This is a genomic window from Streptomyces sp. NPDC056479, from assembly GCF_042795335.1.
Classification (GTDB): domain Bacteria; phylum Actinomycetota; class Actinomycetes; order Streptomycetales; family Streptomycetaceae; genus Streptomyces.
The window spans coordinates 235,221-258,804 of record NZ_JBHTRZ010000009.1; the positions used below are offsets into that span (position 1 = coordinate 235,221).

Below are 23,584 nucleotides of genomic sequence, written 5' to 3' on the forward strand. Positions count from 1 at the left end.
ATGGCAACGGGCGCCACATCGACCCGAGTTGTCAAGCCAGGGTGACCCCAGCACTCACGTACGAACGTCGATTTCGGCCAGCGCAGCCTCGCCCCGCACACTCACCCGCACGTACCGCACCGCGCTCCCGTCCACCGGATGCCACCGCCGTCCGTCCGCCGAGACCTCGGTGTCGTACGACGCCGGCCTCGTCTTCCAGCTCGGCCGCACCGTACCCACCCGCACCGCACGCCCCAGGTCCACCGTGAGGGACCCGCGCTCCGCCGCCGGGGACCAGACGGTGGCCGGGCTGCCGTCGACGGCCGCCTCCGCGTACAGCCCCGGCTCGGCGGAACTCGCCGTCGCCGTACGGCAGCGGGCCAGGTCCGGGGTGGGCGCGAGGTCGGGGCGGCGGGTCTTGAGGGTGACCTCGTCGGAGAGGGTGTAGCGGCCCTCGGGGGTGTCCAGCCGCAGCGGCTCACCGGAGCGCAGCCGGACGGTGGTCGTCTCCGGTCCGATCGCGATGTCGTACGCACGTCCACGCCACCGCAGCCCCGACAGCCTTACCCCGGCCGAGAGCTGGGGCGGCAGCGTCGGGTCGAGGCGCAGGGCGTCCGGGCGCAGCCGCAGACCGGTCAGGCCGTGCGTGAAGACCTGCAGGAAGCCGCCCTTGCCGGTGAGGAAGTCCTGCGCCGGGGAGCCCGCGAGCGGGTCGGCGGCGCCCGCCCGCTCGCCGCGCGCCTCCGAGAACAGTGCGAACGGGCCCCGCGCGAAGGGCTGATAGGCGCGCCGCAGGAAGGTGTACGCGGCACAGCCCGGTTCGCCGATCGCGGCGGCGTCGATCGCGTGCACCGAGTCGGTCATGGCCGGCCCGTCCGGATCGGTACGGGCGGTGTAGTGGTCGAGCGTCGCCGCCGCGGCACCGTCCGGCATCGGCCACTCCAGCGGGTAGACGAGCAGCACGGTGTCGGCCTGCTTGATCGGGGAGCCGTCGTAGCCGTCGTACTGGAGGAAGACCTTGCGCTCCGCGTCGTACGGGATGCGCAGCCGCCCGGCGATTCGCCGCCAGTCCGCCGGGGCCGGCCGGCCCAGCACACGGGCGGCGTCGGCCGCGGCGCGCAGGGCGGTCGCGGCGACGGCGTTGGTGTAGGCGCCGTCGGTGACGCCGTTGCTGTACTCGTCGGGACCGGCCACCTCCTTGACGGAGTAGGAACCGTCGTCGTTCGCCGTCACCCGCGAAGTCCAGTACTGCGCCAGCCCGTTGAGCAGCGGCCATCCCCGGTCCCGCAGCCAGGCGCGGTCGCCGGTGGAGAGGTAGTACTGCCAGGCGGCCAGCGCGATGTCGCCCTGGAGGTGGTTCTGGGTGACGCAGTGCGGCGGCCGCCAGCTCTGGCACTCGCTCCACAGCCGCCCGTGGCTCGCGCTCGTCCACGGATAGAACAGGCCCTTCACGGCCGTCTTCGCCGCGTTGTCGGCGGCGGCCGCACGGGTGCGGTGGCGGTACTCCAGGATCGGGCGGGCGAGTTCGGGATGAGTGGCCAGCAGCGACGGGAACATCCAGGTCTCCGCGTCCCAGAACACCATGCCCGCGTAGTTGTCGCTGGTCAGCCCGGTCGGCGCGATGCTGTCACGGGCGCCCGCACGCAGCGACGACAGCAGGCCGTACTGCGCCGAACGCACCCACAGCTGCAGGTCCGGGTGCCCCGGCACCTCGATGTCGGCCTTCCACAGGGCACGCCAGGCCGCGCTGTGCGAACGCAGCAGCGCCGCCCAGCCGCGCCCCGCCGCACGCTGCGCGGCCCTGCGGGCGTCGGAGCGGGGGTCACGGGAGGTGAGGGCGGTGTCGACGCCGACGTACTTGGTCGCGGTGTAGGTGCGTCCGGCACGGACGGGGACGGTGACGGCCTGACTGGCGCTCAGTTCCTTTCCCGTACGGGCGCCCTGTGGACGTCCGCCGGGCGGTGCGTGGAGGGTGGACGCGACCGCGCCGTCGACCCGGGTGCCGTCGGTGCGGAACGCCACGCCGATGGTGCGGGCGTCGACCCGGCGGGCGTCGGTCTGTGCGACGCGGCGGGCGCCGCGGCCGTCGATGCGGTCGGTGAGGGTGAGTTCGCCGTGCCAGTGCGGGGTGACGCGCAGGCGCACGGCGCCGGTGTGCGGGTCGTCGCGGGAGGTCAGCACGTCGTAGGTGAGGTCCGTGCGGCGGCCGTCGGGGGTGGTCCAGGTGAGGGCGGTGCGCAGCAGGCCGCAGCGCAGGGAGAGGGTCTGGCGGTAGCCGGAGACGCGGCTCTCGGCGCCGTAGGTCTCGCCGCCGGCCTTGACGTCGAGTCCGGTCCAGTTGGGCAGCGCGGCGAGTGCCTCACGGCCGGCGGTGTTCTCGGGGCCGCGGGCGTAGAGACCGGAGACGAACGAGCCGTCGTAGCGCGGCGTGTACAGCGGCCAGCCGGTCTTCTCGCCGGAGGCGGCGTAGCCGGTGCCGGTGGGCGGGACCCGGGTGGCCAGGTAGCCGTTGCCGACATAGGGGTGGTGAGCGTCCTCCGGGTCGATCCGGGTGGCGGTCGGGGCCCAGCCGGGTGCCTCGCAGCCGGTGCCGGGGGAAGGGGGCGCCGCGTGTGCCGGATGGAGGGCGGGGACGGGGAGGAGGAGCGTGGCGGCCAGGAGGGGGGCGATGAGGTGGGGCTTCGTCACGGGTCGACGATGCGGGGCGGGCGGGGTGGAGGGGAGGAAAGCGCGTGGAATTACCACGAATGGGGCGGGGCGTGCGGGGGTGCGGGAGCGCCGTTCGCGGCGTCAGTCGGTTCCCTCCGTGTGCAGTTCCAGGCTCACCGCCAGCTGGATCTGTGCGTCCGCCCAGGCCGGGACGGCAGCCGTCGCACCGTCCTGCCGGAGGGTCGCGTCCAGGTCGCGGACGAGGCGGGCGGCGGTGTGCAGGCCGGTGCGTCGCAGGGTCGCCGCGCTGTCGGCGAGGCGGGTGCGGGCCGGCGTGGTCAGATGACGCAGGCCCTGGTGGGCCGCCTGGGCGAGGGCGGTGAGGGCCGATTCGAGGGCGGCGGTGATCGGGTCGGCCGGGCGTGCTCCGGCCAGGGCGAGCGTGGTGTCGCCGTCGCCCGGAGCGAGGTCGGGGACGGTCACGCCCTTCGCGGTGAGCACGGCCAGGGGGTCCAGCGCGATCCGGCCGTGGGCGCGGTGCAGCATGCCGCTGACACAGTGGACCTCCTCCTCGTCGAGCGCGGCGGCCAGCGCGTCCAGACCGCCCGGGCACAGCGGGTTGTACTCGGTGCCGACCAGGACGTCGTTGCCCGCCGTGTCCCGTACGACCGCCTCCAGGCGCTGCGCGGCGGGGTCGTAGCCGACCGACTCCACGGCGGCCACCTCGACCACCCGCACCGACTCCGCCTCGACGCGTGGCCGGATCAGCCCCGGCGGCCGTTGGCCCGCCGCACGCAGATGGGCGGCGGTGTCCCGGACCAGCAGAGTGTCGGGCAGCTCCCGCCAGGCCGAGCCGAGCGGGGTGACGCCGGTCGCGGCGATCCGGCCCCGGGAGATGGTGACGGTCCGGTCGGCGGCGCGTGAGGTGTGCTCGCTGACGACGTTGGAGGCGGCGAGCGTGCGCAGCGGGGAGCCGAGCAGGCGGCGGGCGGCGAGTTCGTGCCCGGTCGGGTCCTGGCCCTCCGTCAGGTCCCAGCGTTTGCGCAGCACCAGCGCGATCCCGGCGTCGGCGTGGGCGAAGTACGTCTCGGCGCTGCGGTCGTTCGCGGTGCCGCCGATCCGGCAGCCGAGCGCCACCAACCGCACCCGGCGCAGCGGGGTCTCGGGCGCCTCCTTGGTGCCGAGCACCCCCACCGGGTCGCCGGCCGCCGCGCGGTGACGGGCGTGGAGCTCGGCCAGCAGCAGGGCGAACCGCTGCGCGGCGTAGTGGGTGCCGCGCGCGGCATACGCGTCGAGCTGCTCCCGCAACTCGGCCACGGCCCCGGCCGGCCAGTGCAGCGAGGCGGCCGTGAGCGACTCCTGGGCACGGGCGAGGGAACCGGCGAACACCGGCCCCGCCTGCTGCACGCCGTCCAGCAGAAGGTCGTCCGCGAGCGACAGCGCGGTGCGCAGGGCTCCCTCGGCGCGCTCGGTGGTGGCGGCCCGGCCGCCCACGCTCACGTCCGAGGTTCCCGCCTCGTCCCCGGCGCGGAACGCCCAGACCGCCAGCGTCACCACCTCGCCGCGCAGCGCGGCCGAGGCGTCGGTGAGGGCATAGCCCAGCTCGTGCGGGACCGGGAAACGGACGGTGCAGGTGGGCAGTTCGACCCGGGGCTCGGGGTCGTCGGCGGTGGGGCGGTGCAGCCGGGCGAGGTAGCCGCGGTCCCGGACCCGGCGCGCCGCGGCGAGGGACGGCCGGCCCAGCGTGGCGGCCAGGGCGTCGTCGTCGAACTCTCCCGGCGACCAGTCGGCCCAGGCGTCCGGCGCGGCCGGTCGGACATCCGCCCCGGCGCCCTGGTCCCCGGCGCCACCGCGCTGGTAGGCCAGCACCAGACCGATGAGATGGCGGCACACTCCCGTCGCCCCGCAGCCGCAGTCCGCCGCGTCCAGGCCGAGTCCCGGCGGCAGCGTCGTGTCCGTGCCGTCCGGGAAGCGCCCGCGTACGGTTCCGTCGTCGGCGACCGTCACCGTCGGGCCGGAACCGGCCGTCAGGTCCTTCTCGGCGCGCTTGACCAGGCCCCGGTTGGCGAGCGCGGCCAGCGTCTGGGGCGTCAGGGCCAGCAGATCGGCGCGGACCGTCACTGTCCCTGCCCTCCCCGGCCCACCTTCTCGGCGACGAACTCCGCGAGCCGGCCCGGCGTCATCGCGCCCACCGGGGCGCCCACCTGAGCCAGCCGCCCCGCCATCCCACGGTCGTACACGGGGTCGGCCCCCTCGTCGAGCGCGGCCAGACACAGCACCGTCGTCCCCTGTTCGACCAGCGCGCGCACGGTGCGGACCAGGCGATACGGGTCGCCGCCCTCGTAGAAGTCGGAGATCAGGGCGACGATCGTGCGTCTGGGGTTCTCGACCAGGGCGGCGCCGTAGTCCACGGCCCGGGCGATGTCGGTGCCGCCGCCGAGCTGCACCCCCATCAGCAGCTCCACGGGGTCGGTCACCTCGGAGGTCAGGTCCACCACCTCGGTGTCGAAGGCGACCAGATGGGTCTTCAGGCCCGGCAGGCTCCACAGACAGGCGGCGGTGACGGCGGAGTGGATCACCGAGCCGGCCATGGAGCCCGACTGGTCAACCAGCAGGACGAGTTGCCACTGCTCCAGATGGCGACGGGTGCGCGAGTGGAAGTGCGGGCGCTGGATGAGGATGCGGCGTTCCCCGGGCTGGTAGTGGGCGAGGTTGGCGCGGATGGTGGCCCGGAAGTCGAAGTCACGGGCCAGCGGCAGACGGCTGGGACGGCGGGAGCGGGAGCCGGTGAAGGCGCGGCGGACCTCGGGGCGCAGACGCTCCATCAGCTGTCGTACGACCGTTTCGACGATCCGTCGTGCCGCCGTCAGCACCTCGGGGTTCATCAGATGCTTGGTGCGCAGGACGGCGCGCAGGAGGGTCTGGCTGGGCTCCACGCGGGCCAGGACGTCCGGGTCGGTGACGATCTCGTGGATGCCGTACTGCTCGACGGCGTCCCGCTCCAGCCGCTCCACGGTCTCCTTGGGAAACAGCCGGTGGATGTCGTCGAGCCAGTCGACGGCGGTGAGCCGGGAGGGGCCGCTGCCGCCCTCGCGGGAGTCGGCCGAGCCGCCCCGGCGCACACCCCGGCGGCGCAGGTCCTCGTCACGGCCGTAGAGCCAGTCGAGCGCGGCGTCACGGGCGGCGGCCGAGGCGGGGAGGGGGCCGGTGCAGCGTTCTGCGGGGGAGCCGAGGACGAGGCGCCAGCGTTCCAGGCTGGGGTCCGGTGACGTGGACGGCCGGTCGGGCGTCGGGGAGTTCATCGCACCGTCCCCAGGCCGTGCCGGTCGAGCAGTCGGGTCACGTTCTCCTCCAGGGCGCGGGCGCGGGCCAGCAGCAGAGGGTCGGCGGTCGTGCGCAGCAGGGAGCGGGCCGAACCCTGCTTGCCGCGTCGCTGAAGCAGGCGCTCGGCGATCCGTTCGCGTTCGCGGGGCGGGAAGAAGGCGAAGGCCTGGCGCAGCGCGGGCAGACCGGTGAGGAAGTCGTCCTCGGCCATCGCGGAGACCACGCCGTCCAGTACGTCGATCAGGGGCTCGGTGTCGGCCGTCGCGTCCGCGGTGACCTCCTCGCGGGCCAGCGCGAACAGGCCGGCCAGCCAGTCCCCGAGGGCGTCGGCGGCACAGGACGCGAGAGCCTGTACGGCCGGCCCCGGGTCGTCGGGGGTGCCCAGCACCCAGCGCAGACCGAAGGCGGCGCCGCGCAGGTCGGCGGGCGCCCGCCGGTCACGGCCGATACGGGCGGCGGCCTCGGCGGCGGCTTCCCGGGTGACCGACAGCAGCTGCGGGGCGTGCAGCAGCGCGTCCCGGGCGGCCGCGAGTGCGCGCAACCGGGCGAAGTCCACCCCCGGACCGCCGTGCAGCCCCTCCGCCAGCCAGAACACGCGGTCGGCCGCGTCCGCGACGACGCTGCCCAGCAGCCGGCCACGGGCCACGCCGAACACCCGGTCGTGCCGCCACAGGCCCAGCGCCGCCGTCAACACCTCGCCGAGCGGGCCCAGTTCCGGAACCTGCCCGACCTGGCCGGCGAGTGCCTCCAGCAGCTCGTCACACAGGGGCCCGACGCCGCACAGCACCGCGTCGAACAGCAGCCCGGCGAGCGGCCCCGCCTCCGTGCCCGCCTCGCGCGCCCGCTCGCCGAGCACCACCGACGCCGCCTCCTCCAGCCGCGCCCCGTACGCGCCCGCCTCGATGAGCGCCGCCTCCCGCCCGCCCGCCTCACCGGGCTCCCAGCGCTCGGTGAACACCGGGTCCGCCCCGTCGGCCGGACCGCAGACTCGGGTGAAACCGGGGATATCGAGCACCCGCAGGCGATGCAGGACCTGGCTGCGCGTCAGGCCGTCGGGGTCGGTCAGGTCGAGGGCGACCGGGCCGTCGGGATCGGCGAGACCCAGGCGGGCGAGCCGCTCGGCGACGTCGTGCACCAGCGGGGGCAGCGGGGTGTCCGGATGCAGCCGCCCCTCGCTCTCACCGGCGCAGGCGGCCACCATCTCCACGACGACGGGATGGGTGCCGGCGCCGAGCGTGCCCCGGCCCGTCCACGGCAGCGGCTGATCCAGATCGTCACTGATCAGCGCCCCGGCGAGACCGTCCAGGACATCCACCCGGGCCTCGTACGCGTGGCCCCGCATCAGCGCCAGCCCCTGCGCCAGCCCGCGCGCGGCGATCAGGTCGGCCGTGGACGCCCGGATCCCGCGGCCGCGCAGCCGCTCGGCGACCGAGCGCAGCAGGCCCTGCGCGGCGGACTGCGGACCGGACTCCCAGAGCTGCTGGTAGTAGCCGGGCGAAGGCATCCCGGACTGGTAGCCGGCGAAGGCGTCCAACTGCCGGAAGGAGTAGGGCACGAGAAAGCTGCCGCCGAGGGCGCCGGGCGGCGGTGTGGGGATCTCCGGCCAGTCGCGGTCGCCGTCACCGTCGCCCCGGCCGTCGTTCCGGGACGACAGCGCGCGCAGCGCCGGCTGGTGGAAGCCGCCGGTCACCACCAGCACCGGCCGCTCGCCGGCGCGTGCCGTGGCCGCGCGCACCCAGGACGCCATGTACTCCTCGCGCGCCCGGTCACCCGCATCGGCCTCGGCGTCCCCGCGCACCAGCTCGAAGTAGGCGTCGAGGCGCGCTTCGAGGTCGTCGCCCGGGTCGGTGATCTCGAACAGCCCGTCCCACAGCGCGTCCACCGAGTCCACGGCGAAGTGCGCGCAGAGCCGCTCCGTCGCCTCCGCGTACCGCGCCTCGGCGTCGGCATAGCGGTTGGTCCGCCGGTCGGCCCGCTCCGCGAACGCCGGGTGCCAGGACGGCAGGTCGATGAAGCGCACCTCGGCCCCCGAGGCACGGCCCTGGTGCAGCGCGATCCACTCCGGGGAGTAGTCGCACAGCGGAGCCCACGAGGTCGCGACACGTGTCTCGTCGCGGTAGTGGCTGAAGACGGCGACCGGCAGCCGATGCCCGAGCAGCAGCTCGTCCAGCCGGTCGTTCATGTCGGCCGGTCCCTCCACCAGCACATACGCGGGCCGCAGTTCCTCGATCGCCCGGCCGACCAGCCGGGCGCACGCGGGCGAGTGGTGCCGTACGCCGAGGAAGACGGCGTCAGGGGTGGTGGCGGGCGGCGACAGGTCGGCGGCCCTCGATGTCCGCGGCATCAGTCCCCCAGCAGATGCCGCGCGTCATGCATCTCCCGCCACTGCGCGCCCTTGCGCCGAGGCACCTCCTGCTCCAGGAACCGCCGCAGCCGGGCCAGGTCCTCGGGACTGTCCTTCGCGGCTGTGCCCGCCAGGCTCGCCACCACGTCGGCCGCGCTGCCCGCCTCGCCGCGCAGGAACCAGCCGCGCACCCCCACCGCATGCGCGACGGACACGGCCTCGGCGGTGCTCATCACCGTCGACATCCGCTCGCCCCGCTCCGCCGTGCCCCGCAGTTCGCGGAAGGTGCCCACCAGGACCTCGAGCACGTCCCGGCGCGGCCCCGGCTCCACCCCCGACTGCCGCAGCAGCGCCGTGGCCTCGGCCTCGACCAGTGCCAGCTCGGTGTCGAAGTCGGGGATGGGGAAGACCGTCTCGAAGTTGAAGCGGCGTTTGAGCGCGGCGCTCATCTCGTTGACGCCGCGGTCGCGGGTGTTGGCGGTGGCGATGACGTTGAAGCCCTGGCGGGCGAAGACCATGCCCTGCGGCCCGTCCAGCTCGGGTACGGCGATGACCCGGTCCGACAGCAGCGACAGCAGACAGTCCTGCACCTCCAGCGGACAGCGGGTGATCTCCTCGAACCGCACGATCCGGCCCTCGGCCATGCCGCGCAGCATCGGCGCGGGGACGAGGGAGCGGGGCGAGGGGCCCTCGGAGACCAGCAGCGCGTAGTTCCAGGAGTACTTGATCTGGTCCTCGGTGGTGGCCGCGCCGCCCTGCACGGTGAGCGCGGAGCTACCGCTGACGGCCGCCGCGATCAGCTCGGAGAGCAGCGACTTCGCCGTGCCCGGCTCTCCCACGAGCAGCAGGCCGCGGTTGGTGGCCAGGGTGACCAGGGCACGCTCCACCAGGGAGACATTGCCGACGAACTTGCGGCTGACACCGGCCCGTTCGTCACCGGCGATGAAGCGGCGGGCCGCGCGCAGGCTGAGCTCCCAGCCCGGCGGGCGCGGGTCGCCGTCGGACGCGCGCAGGGCGGCGAGCTCGTCGGCGTAGCGGACCTCCGCGGGCGGGCGCTGAAGCTGTTCCTCGGTGGCCACGGGCGTGGCGGGTGCGCTCACTTCGCGGTCACCTCGGTGAGGTCGGCCAGGATCTCGGAGGCGACGACGGGGTCGAGACCGGCGAAACGCAGCGGGTAGTCGTGCCTCGGAGCGAAGTCGCCCGGGCTGTCGTCGAGCCAGACCGTCTCGAAGGTCTGGTCGCCGAACTCGTCGACCATGCCGACGGCGATCCCTGGGTCGAGTTCGATCACCAGATAGCTGCCGGCGTCGATGCGCCGGTGGAACCAGCGCTCCACGCCCGCGTCCTGCGGCTGGCCCCGCTCCCAGCCGCGCTTGGTCAGACCGAGCAGCCTGCCGACCGGCACGGCGGCGCCCTCGAACCGGGCCAGCCGATGGCCCGCGGCCTCCTCCTCGGAGAGCGCGTGCACGGCACGGCCCAACTGCGGGAAGGGCTGCAGGATCTCGTAGTCGGCGAACAGCTCCGACCAGGCGCCCAGGTCCTCACCCAGGTGCAGTGGATGCGCCAGCCGGACGCTCGCCTTCTCGGGCAGCGTCAGCTCGTCGTCCTCGACGTCGGCGAACGTACGGTCCTCCGCCACCCGGAACGCCGTCACCTCACCGTCCGCCTCGCTCAGCCACACCAGACGCCGCACCAGATGCCACAGCAGCGGATGCGCCACGAACAGCTCCTGGAACTCGGCGGCCGTCCAGGAACGCCCGGTGACCATCGCCGCCTCCAGGCGCCGTACCTGGTCGCCGGCCACCGTGCGCACGTCCTTCTTGAGCCCGGCGAACCGCTTGCGCTCGGCCGGTGCCAGCTCCGGGTCGTCCTTGGCGGCGGGCGCGGGCAGCGCCTTGCGGGGCTTGCCGTCGGCGTCGCGGACGTACGGCCGCAGCTGCTCGTCGAAGCCGACCGTGAACTGCCGGGTGCCGTAGTCGATGACGGTGCTGCCGTCCGCGTCGAGGCCGAAGTCGGGCACGAGCCGGTCGCCCAGCTGCTCGGCCGTCAGGCCCAGACCCTCGGCGACCTCGGCGATCTTCTCCTGGGCCCGGACCTTCAGGGCCTTGAACGGCACCCGCTGCGAGATGCCGTGCAGATGCAGCAGCGCCACATCGCTGCCGATCGTCGCGAGGACGTTCAGCCCCTCCACGGCACGGTGGTGGGCCCCCTCGCCGGGCCAGGCGCGCAGCACGGGAGTGAGACGGCGTACGGTCTCGTCGTCCCCGAGCCAGCCGAGCGCGTGCAGCGCCCAGCTCTCCTTCGGGGGCATCCCGGCGAGCCGCCACTGCTCGAACAGGCCCCAGGCGAAGGCGGCGAGGGAGTCGGCGGTGCAGTGCGCGGTCAGCACGTCGAGGCCGGGGTAGACCTCGCCTGGCCTGGACAGTGCCAGCAGGGTGAAGGCGTGGCGTACCGCGTCGGGGGGCAGCGCGCCGCCCTCCGTCAGCAGGATCTGCGGCAGCAGCGCGGGCTCCGCCCAGGCGCCGACGACCGGCATGCGCGCGGGAAGGGCGCTCTCCAGCGGGTCGAGCGACAGCAGCTCCTCGACGATGCCCAGGGCCTGCGGTCCGGACCCGGCGACGGCCGCCAGCACCGCCTCGGCGCCGTGTGCGTCGGCCACCAGGCGCAGTGCCTGCTCCGCGCCGCGCCGCACGGTGCCGGGCTTGCCCACCGCGTGCGGGACGAGCACCGGCACGGCGGCCGGTCCGTGCCGCGACACCCAGGCACGGGCCGTGGCGTCGGCCGACTTCAGCCGGGCCAGCCAGTCGCTCACCAGACCCGCGACCTCGACGTCCACGAACGGCAGGACCAGCGTGCCCAGCGTGGCGGGGTGCCGGGTGGCGGCGCGCAGCAGCAGCGGCAGGGCGTGCGTCTCGTGCCTGGCCGCGACGGGCTTGAGCGTGGCCTCACCGTCCCAGTAGTCCTCGGGGGCGCAGGTGGCCAGCAGCGGACGTACGACGTCCTCGGCGCCCACGACGAACAGCCGGGCGTCCCGGACGTCCTTCAACTGACCGCCCTGCTGGAGAAGTTCGATCTCCCGGCTCCAGGTGTACTGGTCGCGCCACTTGGCGTACCAGGACTCGACGCCGGCCCACCGCTCCCGCTCACCCGGCAGCCAGGCGACCCGCGGCTGCGGGACCACCGGCGTCTCGTCCGCCACGCGCGCCTTGCGAGCCGCGCGCTTCTTCGTCCACGGCGGGCCGACCAGCAGCGGGGGCAGCGCTTCCGCGGGGGCATCGGCCACCCGGTCGGGGCTGGTGAGCAGCGGTTCGACGAGAGCGGCGACCTCGGTGGGGAGGTCGGGCAGCGCGGCGGCCGTCAGCTTCGGGTGCGCCTGGATGTGCGCGGTCAGCAACTGCTCCGCCATGGAGGCGTACTTGGCGGAACCGAGTGCCGCCTGCCCCAGCAGGCGCAGGGCGCGGACCGGGTAGCGCCGCATCGCCTCCAGCAGGGACGGGCGGACGTGCTTTTCCTCGACGCGGGCGAGAAGGATCCCGAAGGCGTCGTCCGACGGCAGCTCGAGAAGCGCACCGGCGAGGCTCTTGGTCCGGTCGGAGCCGTACGCCTGCCGGAGCGCGTTCTCCAGCAGCGGCGCGAACGCCGCGCCGGTGCCCTCGGCGAGCGTCGCGATGAGTGCCATCGACCAGCCGCCCCAGCTCAGGCGCAGCTTGTCGCCGAAGTACGCGAGCTGGGCCGGGGAGTGGAGCGAACACAGCAGCATCTCCTGCAGCGTCGGGTCGTCCACGACCTCGCCCGTGCAGCACTCGGCGACCCATTCCCGCTCGCCCGGCACCAGATAGGACACGACGATCCGGTGGCGCTCGCCGTCCCGGAACCGCCCCAGCGCGGCCACGGCCTCCCCGTACACCTCCTCGTCGGCTACGGCGAGCAACACCCGCATCCGGTCCGCGAAGTGACGCCGGGCCCACTGGGCGTCGACCAGGCCGACGGGGTGCCGGAAGCGCAGCCGCGGATCCTCGCGCTTGCTGCCGTACTGCGTCCAGCGCGCGTCGATGTCGAAGTACTCCACCACCGCCCGCGCGGCGAACGCCAGGCCGTGGGCCTGGACCCAGGCGTCCACGAAGACCCCTTCGGGCAGCTGGTAGTGCATGGTCAACGAGGCCAGGGCCGCCGCGCCGAGCGGACTGGGGCTGCCGTTCAGATGCGCGCGGACCGCCTCGACGATCTCCGGCTCACTCTTCGGCGCGCAGAGCATCTGCTCGACCCAGTCCGCCTCCTCCTTCAGCCGGCCCGCCACCAGCTCCTCGGCGTCCTTGCGCGGCCCGCCGCCGCTCCGCCGGCTCCCGCCCCGCCTCGGGTGGGCCAACCGCCGCCAGGCGGGCGGTACTTCGAAGGCGTCCTCATCGGGAAGGACGACGTCGTCCGGCGAGGCCCCGGCCGGCTCCCCGGCGTCGACCGGAGCCTCGGCGGAAGCCTGCCCGGTCCCCCCGGCCACGACCTCGCCCGAACCCGCGGCCGCGGCGCCGACCGCTACCGCGACCTCCCGATACCCCTTGCGCTCCTTCTCCGCGATCACCTTGGCCAGATGGAGTTCAGCCGCCTCGGCCGAGCCCAACTCCTTGACCTGTGTACGGCCCTCGGTGCCGACCCGCCCGTAGCGCACGGTGACGGCGACCCCGTCGGCCTCCGCCTCCCAGAACTTCGCCGACCCGTCCCCGACAAACTCCCAGCGCCGCACGGCCCCTCCCCTTCGCCCGGCCCCCCGGCCGGTGATCGCTCGATCAACTGGCCGCCACAGTAGACGCGCCCACTGACAACGGCCCCGCGGCGGCCCGTTCCACCCTCACTGTCAGTACACCGGGCAGGCGTTGCCGTCCGTCCCGGCAATGGCAGGATGCGGGAACGCGATGAGAGGGGCGAGAGGGGCGGGGCGCGATGGGCCGGAGTGAGCGGGAGGCGGTGGCCGGGGGCCGGCGTCTGTGGGACGCGGCGCGGGCGGTGGCCGACGATCACGCACGGGCCGTCGAGGCGGTGCGCGAGGCACTGAAACCCCTCCATGACGACCTGGCGCGCCGCGAGCTGGACGCCATCCCCGTGGCCCGGCTCAAGGACCTCACCGAGGGCAGGCTGCGCCTGGGCGAGGTGGAGAAGGGCGGGTTCCGCACGGTCGGGCAGGTCCTCGACGCCGGTTCGTACCGGTTGCGGCAGCTGCCCGGGGTCGGACAGCAGACCGCCGACCAGACCGTGGCCGCCGCCCGCCGGATCGCCGACGCCGTGCGCGACACCATCGCCGTACACATCGACGTGGACCGGCCTGAGCCCCGGACCACCGCCCTGGTCGTCGCGCTCAGCGTCCTGGTGGAGGCGGGCCCCGAGGCACGCCGGGCCGTCGACACGGCCCGCACGCTCACCGAGCGGCTCGGCCCACTGCTCTCCGACGCGGCGCCCACGGCCGGGCGGCTGCGCATGCTGCTCGCGGGCCGAGCCGGACGGGAACGGGCGCTGGCGGCCCTGGCGGAGGTCCGCGCGCTCACCGAGCAGGCCGGCCAGGACGGCGTCCCGCAGCTGCTCGCCCAGGCCTCGGTCGACCTGCTGCGTCGCCCGGAGTCCGAGGTGGCCGCGCTGGTCGACTTCGAGCTCCGTTCCGCCGAGTACTACGGCCTGCTCGCCGAGCTCTCGGGCCGGGCCCCCGACCCGGCGGCATCCGAGGGGTTCCTGCCGGACGAGGTGGCCGAGCGGGTCAGGAACCAGACGCTCGACGACACGCACCGCCGGGTCTCACTGCGCGGCTACCAGGCCTTCGGCACACGATTTGCCCTCGCCCAGCGCCGGGTGATCCTCGGCGACGAGATGGGGCTCGGCAAGACGATCCAGGCCATCGCCGCACTGGCCCACCTCGCCGCCGAGGGCCAGAGCCACTTCCTCGTGGTCTGCCCGGCCAGCGTGCTCATCAACTGGACCCGGGAGATCGAGAAACGCAGCGCGCTGCGCGTGACCCCGCTGCACGGCCCCGACCGGCAGGACGCGTTCGCCGACTGGAAGGGGCGCGGCGGGGTCGCGGTCACCACCTTCGACGCGTTGCGCGGCTTCCCGGCGCCCGGCGGCGGCGAGTTGGGCATGCTCGTCGTGGACGAGGCCCACTATGTGAAGAATCCCCGAACCCGCCGCTCGACGACCGTCTCCGAGTGGGCGGAACACTGTGACCGCGTGCTGTTCCTGACCGGTACGCCCATGGAGAACCGCGTCGAGGAGTTCCGCAGCCTGGTGCGCATACTCCAGCCCGCCCTGGCCGAGACCGTCGACGGGGTGGCCGGATCCAAGGCGTTCCGCAAGGCCGTCGCACCGGTCTATCTGCGCCGCAACCAGCAGGACGTCCTCACCGAACTCCCCGCGCTCCAGCACACGGACGAGTGGGAGGAGCCCAGCGCGCAGGACGAGGAGGCCTACCGCGAGGCCGTACGCGCCGGCAACTTCATGGCCATGCGCAGAGCGGCGTACGCGCGTCCCGAACGGTCGGCGAAGCTGGAGCGGCTGCGCGAGATCGCCGAGGAGGCGGCGGAGAACGGGCTGAAGGTCGTGGTGTTCTCGGCCTTCCGTGACGTACTGGGAGCGGTCGACAAGGCGCTGACGGACGGCCGAGAGCCGGCTGACGGGATCAACGGCCGGGTCCACGGCCCGATCAACGGCAGCGTGCCGCCCGCCCGCCGTCAGCGGATCGTCGACGACTTCGCCGCCGCGCCCGGCCATGCGGTCCTGCTCGCGCAGATCGAGGCGGGCGGAGTGGGCCTCAACATGCAGGCCGCCTCGGTCGTCATCCTCTGCGAACCCCAGCTCAAGCCGACCATCGAACACCAGGCGGTCGCCCGCGCCCACCGCATGGGCCAGGTCCGCTCGGTCCGCGTGCACCGCCTGCTCTGCACGAGCGGGGTGGACGAACGCCTGGTGCGGATGCTGGAGAACAAGTCCCGCCTGTTCGACGCGTACGCCCGCCGCAGCGCGGTCGCCGAGTCGACCCCGGACGCCGTCGACATCTCGGATCTGAGCCTGGCCCGCCGCATCGTGGAGGAGGAGCAGGCCCGGCTGGGCACGACCCCGGCGGAGCCCGCGACGGAAGGGGCGTGAGGGCCGGGCGAGAAGGGTTCATGACCGCCCCGCCGCCCGGCGACAAGCCTCCGCGTACGCCCGTACGAGTGGCCGCCCGGCATCCTCGCGCCGCCAGGCCAGCGCATACCGGCTCGGCGTCAGCCCCCGCACCGGACGCGTCACCACCCCGCCCAGCGAGACCAGCGGGGCGTTGCCCGCGGCCACCAGGCAGACCCCCAGCCCCGCGACCAGCGCCTCGTACGTCTCCTCGGTGCTCGCGATCTCGGCCCCGATGCGCGGCAGGCGCCCGCCCCGCTCCTCCAGCGCCAGCCAGTGGTCGCGCAACGGCCCCGCGCTCGCCGGCAGGGCGAGGAACGGCTCCTCGATCAGGTCCGTGAAGTCGACCTCCGCGCGGGCGGCCAGCGGATGGGCCTCGGGCAGGGCGACCAGTCGGGGCTCCTTTGCGACCACGGTCCAGCCGTAGCGTCCGGCGTCCGGCAGCGGCAGCCACACGAAGGCCACGTCGGCCTCACCGTCCGCGAGGCCCGCCGTCGGGTCCTCCCAGCTCACCTGCCGCAGCCGCAGGACGGTGTCCGGGTGCGCGGCGGTGAAACGGGAGCGGATCGAGGGCAGCAGCCCACCGCGCCCCGGACTGGTGCTCATGCCCACCACCAGCGTGCCGCGTGCCACCGCCCGCGCGGCCTCCAGCGCCGCCGCCCCCTGAGACCAGGCGTCCAGCACCCGCCGGGCGTGCGGCAGCAGTGCCGCGCCGGCCTCGGTGAGCGTCACGTCCTGCGGCTCGCGACGGAACAGCTCCACGCCCAGCTGCCGCTCCAGCGCCCGGACCTGCTTGCTGAGCGCGGGCTGGGAGACGTACAGCCGCTCGGCCGCGCGCGTGAAGTGCAGTTCCTCGGCCACCGTCACGAAGTAGCGCAGGTCCCGTACGTGAACGTCCATAGCCATAACCATCGGTTATCAGCGTGGGTCTTGGACGGGCAACCCCATCGCGCAGCAGGCTGGTCCGCATCACGGCGATACGAGGAGCTGTCATGAACAAGGTGTGGCTGATCACCGGCGCGAGCAGCGGATTCGGGCGGGCCATCGCGGACGTGGCGCTCGCCGAGGGCGATGTGGTGGTGGGTGCGATGCGGCGCCCCGAGGGCCTGGACGACCTCGTGGCCGCGCACCCCGACCAGGTGGAGGCGCTGCGGCTGGACGTGGCCGAGACGGGTGCCGCGGAGGCGGCCGTTCGGGATGTGATCGACCGGCACGGGCGGATCGACGTGCTGGTCAACAACGCGGGCCGCACACACGTGGGCGCCTTCGAGGAGACCACCGAGCAGGAGCTGCGCGAGCTGTTCGAGGTGCATGTCTTCGGGCCGGCCGCCCTCACCCGCGCGGTGCTGCCGCACATGCGTGAGCGGCGCTCCGGGGCGATCGTGCAGATGAGCAGCATGGGCGGGCAGATGTCCTTCGCGGGCTTCTCGGCGTACAGCGGAACCAAGTTCGCGCTGGAGGGCCTGTCCGAGGGGCTCGCGGACGAGGTCGCCGAGTTCGGCATCAAGGTGCTGATCGTGGAGCCGGGTTCCTTCCGTACGTCCCTGTTCGAGACGGGGCGCAGGGGGACCAGCGCGGACAGCGGCCGGTACCCCAAGGTGAGCCAGACCCGCGGCCTGGTCTCGGGCGGCGACGGCACCCAGCCCGGCGACCCGGCGAAGGCGGCGGCTCTGATCCTCGCCGCGCTGGAGTCCGAGCACACCCCGCTGCGCCTGCCGCTCGGCGACGACGGCGTCGACGCCGTACTCGGTCACCTCGACCAGGTGCGCGGCGACATCGCGGCCTGGGAGAAGCGGACCCGGGCGACGTCCTTCGACGACTGACCTGATCCGGTGAACTCGGCAGGGCCCCACGGGCCGAGTTCGCCGTGCAGGCCCCTTGTGTAATTCCTGTGGAGCCCTCAATCTTTCGGCTGACGCACAGGTGCGACATCGACATTTGACATGTCCCTGTCTATGTCGCGTCCGCCTGGTGCGTGCACCCGTGCAACCCCCACCAGCGCACCACCGATTGAGGAGGACCCCTCAGATGGCAGTGATGCGTACTCCCCACAGCACGGCCCGCCGAAGACTGGCCCTGCTCAGCGCGGCGGCCACCGCGGCGCTCACCGCAGGCCTCGGCTCCGCGCTCCCCGCCGCGGCCGCACCCGAGGGCCGTATCCAGTACGCCGGTGCGGCGGGCGCCGTCGCCGACAGCTACATCGTGACCCTCAGGGCCGACCACGCCCGTTCCGGCTCCAAGGCGGGGCGTGACCTCGTCGAGGGGTACGGCGCCGGCATCGAGCGGACGTACCGGAAGGCCCTCAACGGCTACGCGATCGAGGCCTCCCAGGCCGAGGCGAAGCGGCTCGCCGCCGACCCCGCCGTCGCCTCCGTGGTCCAGAACCGCACCTTCAGCATCAACGCGACCCAGGCCAACCCGCCCTCCTGGGGCCTGGACCGCATCGACCAGAAGAACCTCCCGTTGAACAGCTCGTACACCTACCCGGACTCGGCCGGGCAGGGCGTGACCGCGTACGTCATCGACACCGGCGTCCGCATCACCCACAGCGACTTCGGCGGCCGGGCCTCCTACGGCTACGACGCCATCGACAACGACAACACCGCCCAGGACGGCCACGGCCACGGCACGCACGTCGCGGGCACGGTCGCGGGCGGCGCGTACGGCGTCGCCAAGAAGGCCAAGGTCGTCGGCGTCCGTGTGCTGAACAACTCCGGTTCCGGTACGACCGCGCAGGTCGTCGCCGGTATCGACTGGGTCGCCCAGAACGCGGTCAAGCCGGCCGTCGCCAACATGTCCCTCGGCGGCGGCGCCGACACCGCCCTCGACACGGCCGTACGCAACGCCATCGCCTCCGGCATCACCTTTGCCGTGGCGGCCGGCAACGAGTCGACCAATGCCTCCACCAAGTCGCCCGCACGGGTCACGGAGGCGATCACGGTCGGCGCGACGACCTCGACCGACGCCAAGGCGAGCTACTCCAACTACGGCTCGGTGCTCGACCTGTTCGCGCCGGGTTCGTCCATCACCTCGACCTGGAACTCCAGCGACTCGGCGACCAACACCATCTCCGGTACGTCGATGGCGAGCCCGCACGTTGCCGGCGCGGCCGCCCTGTACCTCGCCGACCACCCCACCTCCACCCCGGCCCAGGTCTCCACGGCCCTGACGTCCGCCGCCACCACCGGCGTCGTCACCGGCCCGGGCACCGGCTCGCCCAACCGGCTGCTGTACGTCGGCGGCGGTACGACCACCCCGCCCGGCCCGCGCTTCGAGAACACCGGTGACTACGCCATCGCCGACAACACCACGGTCGAGTCCCCGGTGACCGTCTCCGGCGTCTCGGGCAACGCGCCCGCGGCCCTGCCCGTCGAGGTGCACATCGTCCACACATACATCGGCGACCTCCAGGTCCAGCTGATCGCCCCGGACGGCACGGCGTACACGCTCAAGTCGTACGGCACCGGCGGCAGTTCGGACAACATCAACACCACGTACTCGGTGAACGCCTCATCGGAGGCCGCGGCCGGCACGTGGAAGCTGCGCGTGAGCGACAACGCGAACTACGACACCGGGCGGATCGACGCCTGGGCGTTGCAGTTCTGATGCCGGGTCAGTGATCGTCCTCGTCCTCGCGGAACGGCTCCGGGTCCGTGACCCAGCCGGCCGCGAGGACGAGCCGCGTGTGGCGGTGCACGGCCAGGAAGCCGAAGGGGCGGTCGAAGGCGGCCTCGACGGTGGTGGTCACCCAGCGGAGCCTTGGCATGCCTGCCCCGGCCATGCCGAAGGCCGTCACCGCCGCCGCCTCGAAACCGCGGGCGCCGAACCTCGCCATCGCTGACTGCTCGGCCGAGGCGACGTGCAGCGGACGGCCGCTGATGCCGGCGAAGTGACCCGAGGGCCGCTCGGTCATCGCCGCCGTGAGCCCGAACACCTCGTGGTGGTCACCGAGATCGTGGCTCGTCCGTACGTCGTACGCCACGGCCGTGACCGCCAGCGCCGGTGGCTCGGGGGTCGTACGGCGCTCCTTCACGACGTGCACACCGGGGCCCACCTCGCCGTAGGGCAGCCGGTACCCGGGGACGACGGGATGCCTGCGGGCCAGGATGCCCACTCCGGCCGCCAGCACCCGGCCGGGTGCCATCCCCACCTCGCCCAGCAGCAGATGGACGTCGATCGCTGAATTGCCCAGCACCTTCAGCTCGGTGACATGTCCCGCCGGTGTGTCGGCGACGCCGATCCGGTCCAGTAGCGAGCTCCTGCGCCACAGCCCCAGCAACTCCCGCCCGGACCAGGGCCCGGCCTCCGGCATCCAGCACGTCTCCCGGAACGGCTTCAGCCAAACGGTGCGCAACGCCAGCGCGCTCGCCAACACCATCTCGGTGTCCTCCGCGAGCGGAACGGGCATCTCTTCGATCAGCCCACCCGTCCGCTTCGCCGCCAGGAGTCCAGCCTCCCCTTGTCGGCCACCGGATCCCCCGACAGCACGCCGTGCGCCTCCGCCGGCAGCCCCGTCTCCCACCGCTCCCGCAGCTCCAGCGTCCGCTTCGTCCACAGTCCGAGGGCCGAGTCCAGCCCCGGCATCGCCGCCATCGCACCCAGCAACTCCCGCGCCGCGCCCGCCGCCTCGTCCGCCGGCAGGCCCACCGCGTCGGCCAGTTCCGCCCTCGCCGTACCGCTCGCGCCGTCCGCCAGGAAGGCGAGCAGCGGCCACACGCCCGCCCCCGAGAAGACCGTGCCGCCGCCCGCAGCGGGGTCCGACGCCTGCGCCCATCGGGCGGTCAGCTCGTTCACCGCCCGGATCGTCGCATTCGTCACTGGCATGACCATCCCCCTCGTTCCCCGCTTACCATTCGCCCAGTCGTACGCCCGTTCCCGTCGCCCGGCACCGCCGCCTGAACCAGGAGCACGGTACTCGTGTCCATACCTCCGCCTCCCGGACCTCACCAGCCACAAGGGTCCCCGGAGCAGGCCCAAGGGCCGTCCGCGCAGGGGCAGTACGCACCGCCGTCGCCCCCGACATCGCCGTACGGCTACGGCACACCCGGTGCCCAGGGCCCGTACGGGTACCCCTACGGCGCGTACGGCCCCTACGGCCGCCCCGTGCCCGTCAACGGCGTCGCCATCGGTGCCCTCGTCCTCGGCATCCTCTGCTTCGTGCCGGCCGTCGGGCTGGTGCTGGGGCTGATCGCGCTGGCGCAGATCAAGAAGAAGGGCGAGCGCGGCAAGGGCATGGCGGTCGCCGGCTCCATCCTGTCCTCCGTGGGGCTGGTGCTGTGGGCGCTGGCGCTCTCCACCGGCTCCGCCTCGGACTTCTGGGACGGCTTCAAGGACGCGGCGAGCGGCGACGGCACCGCCTACGCGCTGGCCAAGGGCGACTGCTTCGACTCGCCGAACGGCAACCTGGAGGGGGACGCGTACGACGTCGTCGAGGTGCCCTGCTCCGACCCGCACGACGGCGAGGTCTTCGGGGTCGTCACACTGCCGGGCGGCGGCTTCCCCGGTGACGACGAGGTCAGCCGGGCGGCCGACGACAAGTGCTATGCGCTCCAGGACGGTTACGCCATGGACACCTGGGCCGTGCCGGAGGACGTGGAGGTGTACTACTTCATCCCGTCCCGGCAGAGCTGGCGGTTCGGTGACCGCGAGATCACGTGCCTGTTCGGCAGCGCGGAGGAGAACGGCAAGCTGACCGGCTCGCTGCGCGTCGACCCGACGACGCTCGACACCGACCAGACCGTCTTCCTCTCCGCGGCCAACGCCGTGGACACCGCGCTGTACGAGGAGCCCGAGGAATACCCCGAGGAGGACCTGGCGGCCAACCAGGCATGGGCCAAGGACGTCCACGCCGTGCTCGGCGAACAGATCGAGGCGCTGCGCGGGCACCGCTGGGCGGCGGACACGAAGCAGCCGGTCGCCGACCTGATCGAGGAGATGGAGGACGCCCACAAGGAGTGGGCGCGGGCGGCCGCCGCGAAGGACGCGGACACGTACTACGCGCACTACGACAACGGCTACGAGTATGTGGACGGCCCCGCCACCGTCACCGCACGCAAGGCTCTGGGCCTGGAAACCACCGTGCCGACGTACGAGGACGACTCGGGCAGCGGTGACGAGAGCGGGAGCGCGGGGGGTCTCGATGTGTGAGCCCAGGTGTGAGCGCGGCTATAGCGGGGAGAAAGTGCCTGCGTAAAGCCCCCGGCGGGCACAAGTCATCACATCGAGTGATTCTCTGGCCTTTGCTTGCACGGGACAACTCATGGTTGCCACGCTGTTGCTGTCTGTACAACCTGATGGGAGCGGCCAGTGACTTTCGGTGAGCAGCCGGCGTACCTGCGCGTGGCGGGTGATCTCCGCAAGAAGATCGTCGACGGCTCGCTGCCACCGCACACCCGCCTCCCGTCCCAGGCCAGGATCCGCGAGGAGTACGGCGTGTCGGACACCGTCGCGCTGGAGGCGCGCAAGGTGCTGATGGCCGAGGGGCTGGTCGAGGGCCGTTCCGGCTCCGGGACCTACGTCCGGGAGCGCCCCGTCCCCCGCCGGGTCTCCCGCTCCGGCTTCCGTCCGCCGAGCGGTGCCACGCCCTTCCGTCAGGAGCAGGCCGACGGCGAGGTGCGCGGCACCTGGGAGTCCCGCAGCGCTCAGGCCGAGGCGAGCGTCGCCGTCGCCGAGCGGCTCGCCATCCGCCCCGGCGACCGGGTGATGTGCACGCGGTATCTCTTCCGGGACGCCGGCGAGGCGATGATGCTGTCCACCTCCTGGGAGCCCCTCGCCGTCACCGGCCGCACGCCCGTGATGCTGCCCGAGGAGGGCCCGCTCGGCGGCATGGGCGTCGTCGAGCGCATGGCGGCCATCGACGTCGTCGTGGACAACGTCACGGAGGAGGTCGGCGCCCGCCCCGGTCTCGCCGAGGAGTTGCTGACGCTCGGCGGCGTCCCCGGTCATGTGGTGCTGGTCATCCAGCGCACCTACTACGCGTCCGGCCGTCCGGTGGAGACCGCGGACGTGGTGATCCCGGCGGACCGGTACCGGGTCGCCTATCACCTCCCGGTGAAGTAGCGCACTCGTTCGTGAGGTAGCGCACACCTCACGGCAGTTGTCATCGGAAGGGCCTCAACTTCCGCCTCCTCCACCGCCGTTGGAATCTGGCCGTTCTCGCAGGTCGTCACAGGCGTGCGCGGTATGCCTGTGACCGGATGCATCCATGTCTCCGCACGGCGCGTTCGGCGCCGTGCGCCCCCTGCGACTTGGCTGGTTGCGTACCTCTTTGTGAAAAGCCGTATTCGCTGCGTAAAGGTTAGGCGTAGGCTCGGGCATATGCGGATTGCGGTTTCCTTAGCGGGCGGGGCACAGCACACGCCGCGAGCGAAGCGAGATGGGGGTCCCCCCGGCCGAAGGCTGGGGGAGGGACTCGGGCGGTGGTGGACGGGAGCGGGCAGCCGGTGGTGGGCGGGAAGGAGCGGTGGGGTGCGATGAACGACAGCACGATCACTCTCCCCTGGCTCGTCGTCCGGCAGGACGACAACGGCAATCGCTATCGCGTGGGCCGGTACGCGACCCGGGCGGAGGCCCAGAAGATCGCGGACAGCCTCGACAGCCGTGGACACAAGCAGCTGTACTGGGTCGAGCGGATCGCGCAGAACGGCGACAGCGCGGACCACTGACCCCATCTGAGCTCCCGTAGGCTCCGGCGCATGACGGAACGGATCGTGGTCGGCGCCGCCTTGCTGGACAGGGGCCGCCTGCTCGCAGCGCGCCGCAGCGCCCCCGTGGAACTGGCCGGGCGCTGGGAGTTGCCCGGGGGCAAGGTCGAGCCGGGTGAGACGCCCGAGGCGGCGCTCGTGCGCGAACTGCGGGAGGAACTCGGCGTGGACGCCGAGGTGATCGAGCGTGTACCGGGCATCTGGCCGCTGAAAACCCCTTACGTCCTGCAGGTGTGGACGGCCCGTCTCCGACCGGGCACTGGGGAACCCGAGCCCCTCGAAGACCACGACGCACTGCGCTGGCTGAGCCCCGGGGAACTCTGGGATGTGGACTGGCTGGACCAGGACGTGCCGGCGGTCCGGGAGGTCGCGGCGCGACTTCGGCCCTGAGCGGGGGCACCGGCGCCCGCCCGCCATTCGCACGCCATTCGCACGGTACCGCCCC

General features: G+C 73.3%; 14 protein-coding genes and 1 pseudogene. 7 read left to right on the forward strand and 8 right to left on the reverse strand.

The features are described 5' to 3' along the window. Positions 1-54 precede the first annotated feature (54 nt). The 6 genes from ACFQ6S_RS32590 to ACFQ6S_RS32615 form a co-directional block, all read right to left on the reverse strand. Positions 55-2,667 carry a glycosyl hydrolase family 65 protein gene (locus ACFQ6S_RS32590; RefSeq protein ID WP_383417823.1) on the reverse strand — a complete coding sequence of 871 codons (2,613 nt, stop codon included), beginning with the start codon at positions 2,665-2,667 and terminating at the stop codon, positions 55-57. A 102-nt stretch (positions 2,668-2,769) separates the two neighbouring features. Beyond that, a complete protein-coding gene (locus tag ACFQ6S_RS32595; protein WP_383417826.1) occupies positions 2,770-4,749 on the reverse strand; it encodes a hypothetical protein in 1,980 nt (659 codons plus the stop codon). Beyond that, entirely contained in the window at positions 4,746-5,930 is a 1,185-nt protein-coding gene (locus ACFQ6S_RS32600; protein ID WP_383417828.1) for a VWA domain-containing protein, read from the reverse strand. Before ACFQ6S_RS32600 ends, ACFQ6S_RS32595 begins: the two co-directional genes overlap by 4 nt. Further along, positions 5,927-8,296 carry a DUF5682 family protein gene (locus tag ACFQ6S_RS32605; RefSeq protein ID WP_383417832.1) on the reverse strand — a complete coding sequence of 790 codons (2,370 nt, stop codon included), beginning with the start codon at positions 8,294-8,296 and terminating at the stop codon, positions 5,927-5,929. Before ACFQ6S_RS32605 ends, ACFQ6S_RS32600 begins: the two co-directional genes overlap by 4 nt. Further along, complete coding sequence (locus ACFQ6S_RS32610) at positions 8,296-9,396, reverse strand: AAA family ATPase (protein ID WP_383417835.1); 1,101 nt, start codon at positions 9,394-9,396, stop codon at positions 8,296-8,298. The genes ACFQ6S_RS32605 and ACFQ6S_RS32610 overlap by 1 nt, the downstream gene beginning before the upstream one ends. Continuing rightward, positions 9,393-13,034 carry a WGR and DUF4132 domain-containing protein gene (locus ACFQ6S_RS32615; protein ID WP_383417837.1) on the reverse strand — a complete coding sequence of 1,214 codons (3,642 nt, stop codon included), beginning with the start codon at positions 13,032-13,034 and terminating at the stop codon, positions 9,393-9,395. The genes ACFQ6S_RS32610 and ACFQ6S_RS32615 overlap by 4 nt, the downstream gene beginning before the upstream one ends. Positions 13,035-13,231: 197 nt before the next feature. Here ACFQ6S_RS32615 and ACFQ6S_RS32620 point away from each other — a divergent pair, with 197 nt between their 5' ends. Continuing rightward, the gene (locus tag ACFQ6S_RS32620) at positions 13,232-15,418 is read left to right on the forward strand and encodes a DEAD/DEAH box helicase (RefSeq protein WP_383417839.1); all 2,187 of its coding nucleotides are present in this window, start codon (positions 13,232-13,234) and stop codon (positions 15,416-15,418) included. Positions 15,419-15,436: 18 nt separating this feature from the next. On the opposite strand, the gene ACFQ6S_RS32625 is transcribed toward ACFQ6S_RS32620, so the two are convergent. Beyond that, positions 15,437-16,342 carry a LysR family transcriptional regulator gene (locus ACFQ6S_RS32625; RefSeq protein ID WP_383417842.1) on the reverse strand — a complete coding sequence of 302 codons (906 nt, stop codon included), beginning with the start codon at positions 16,340-16,342 and terminating at the stop codon, positions 15,437-15,439. Between the two features lie 86 nt (positions 16,343-16,428). On the opposite strand from ACFQ6S_RS32625, the gene ACFQ6S_RS32630 reads away from it, so the two are divergent. Together ACFQ6S_RS32630 and ACFQ6S_RS32635 are read left to right on the forward strand one after the other, a co-directional pair. After that, complete coding sequence (locus ACFQ6S_RS32630) at positions 16,429-17,259, forward strand: oxidoreductase (RefSeq protein ID WP_383417845.1); 831 nt, start codon at positions 16,429-16,431, stop codon at positions 17,257-17,259. Between the two features lie 205 nt (positions 17,260-17,464). Continuing rightward, positions 17,465-19,042, forward strand: a complete 1,578-nt coding sequence (locus tag ACFQ6S_RS32635; RefSeq protein WP_383417848.1) for a S8 family peptidase — start codon at positions 17,465-17,467, stop codon at positions 19,040-19,042. A gap of 7 nt (positions 19,043-19,049) precedes the next feature. Here the strand turns inward: ACFQ6S_RS32635 and ACFQ6S_RS32640 are convergent. Further along, a pseudogene (locus ACFQ6S_RS32640) lies at positions 19,050-20,260 on the reverse strand (serpin family protein). A gap of 93 nt (positions 20,261-20,353) precedes the next feature. Between ACFQ6S_RS32640 and ACFQ6S_RS32645 the strand changes: the two are divergent. The 4 genes from ACFQ6S_RS32645 to ACFQ6S_RS32660 all read left to right on the forward strand — a co-directional run bounded on the left by ACFQ6S_RS32645 (position 20,354) and on the right by ACFQ6S_RS32660 (position 23,529). Continuing rightward, on the forward strand, positions 20,354-21,583 hold the full coding sequence (locus ACFQ6S_RS32645; protein WP_383417850.1) for a DUF4190 domain-containing protein: 1,230 nt from the start codon (positions 20,354-20,356) through the stop codon (positions 21,581-21,583). 159 nt (positions 21,584-21,742) lie between these two features. After that, positions 21,743-22,495 carry a GntR family transcriptional regulator gene (locus ACFQ6S_RS32650; RefSeq protein ID WP_383417853.1) on the forward strand — a complete coding sequence of 251 codons (753 nt, stop codon included), beginning with the start codon at positions 21,743-21,745 and terminating at the stop codon, positions 22,493-22,495. Between the two features lie 413 nt (positions 22,496-22,908). After that, positions 22,909-23,100 (forward strand): SPOR domain-containing protein, encoded by a 192-nt coding sequence (locus tag ACFQ6S_RS32655; RefSeq protein WP_328423875.1) that lies wholly within the window; start codon positions 22,909-22,911, stop codon positions 23,098-23,100. A gap of 30 nt (positions 23,101-23,130) precedes the next feature. Then, the gene (locus ACFQ6S_RS32660; protein WP_383417857.1) at positions 23,131-23,529 is read left to right on the forward strand and encodes a (deoxy)nucleoside triphosphate pyrophosphohydrolase; all 399 of its coding nucleotides are present in this window, start codon (positions 23,131-23,133) and stop codon (positions 23,527-23,529) included. Positions 23,530-23,584: the final 55 nt, after the last annotated feature.

Excerpts from the sequence above, each read along its gene's own strand:
- ACFQ6S_RS32635 (WP_383417848.1), top strand. The coding sequence starts at position 17,465 with ATGGCAGTGATGCGTACTCCCCACAGCACGGCCCGCCGAAGACTGGCC.
- ACFQ6S_RS32620 (WP_383417839.1), top strand. The coding sequence starts at position 13,232 with ATGGGCCGGAGTGAGCGGGAGGCGGTGGCCGGGGGCCGGCGTCTGTGG.
- ACFQ6S_RS32655 (WP_328423875.1), top strand. The coding sequence starts at position 22,909 with ATGAACGACAGCACGATCACTCTCCCCTGGCTCGTCGTCCGGCAGGAC.
- ACFQ6S_RS32605 (WP_383417832.1), bottom strand. The coding sequence starts at position 8,296 with ATGCCGCGGACATCGAGGGCCGCCGACCTGTCGCCGCCCGCCACCACC.
- ACFQ6S_RS32660 (WP_383417857.1), top strand. The coding sequence starts at position 23,131 with ATGACGGAACGGATCGTGGTCGGCGCCGCCTTGCTGGACAGGGGCCGC.
- ACFQ6S_RS32630 (WP_383417845.1), top strand. The coding sequence starts at position 16,429 with ATGAACAAGGTGTGGCTGATCACCGGCGCGAGCAGCGGATTCGGGCGG.
- ACFQ6S_RS32625 (WP_383417842.1), bottom strand. The coding sequence starts at position 16,342 with ATGGCTATGGACGTTCACGTACGGGACCTGCGCTACTTCGTGACGGTG.
- ACFQ6S_RS32600 (WP_383417828.1), bottom strand. The coding sequence starts at position 5,930 with ATGAACTCCCCGACGCCCGACCGGCCGTCCACGTCACCGGACCCCAGC.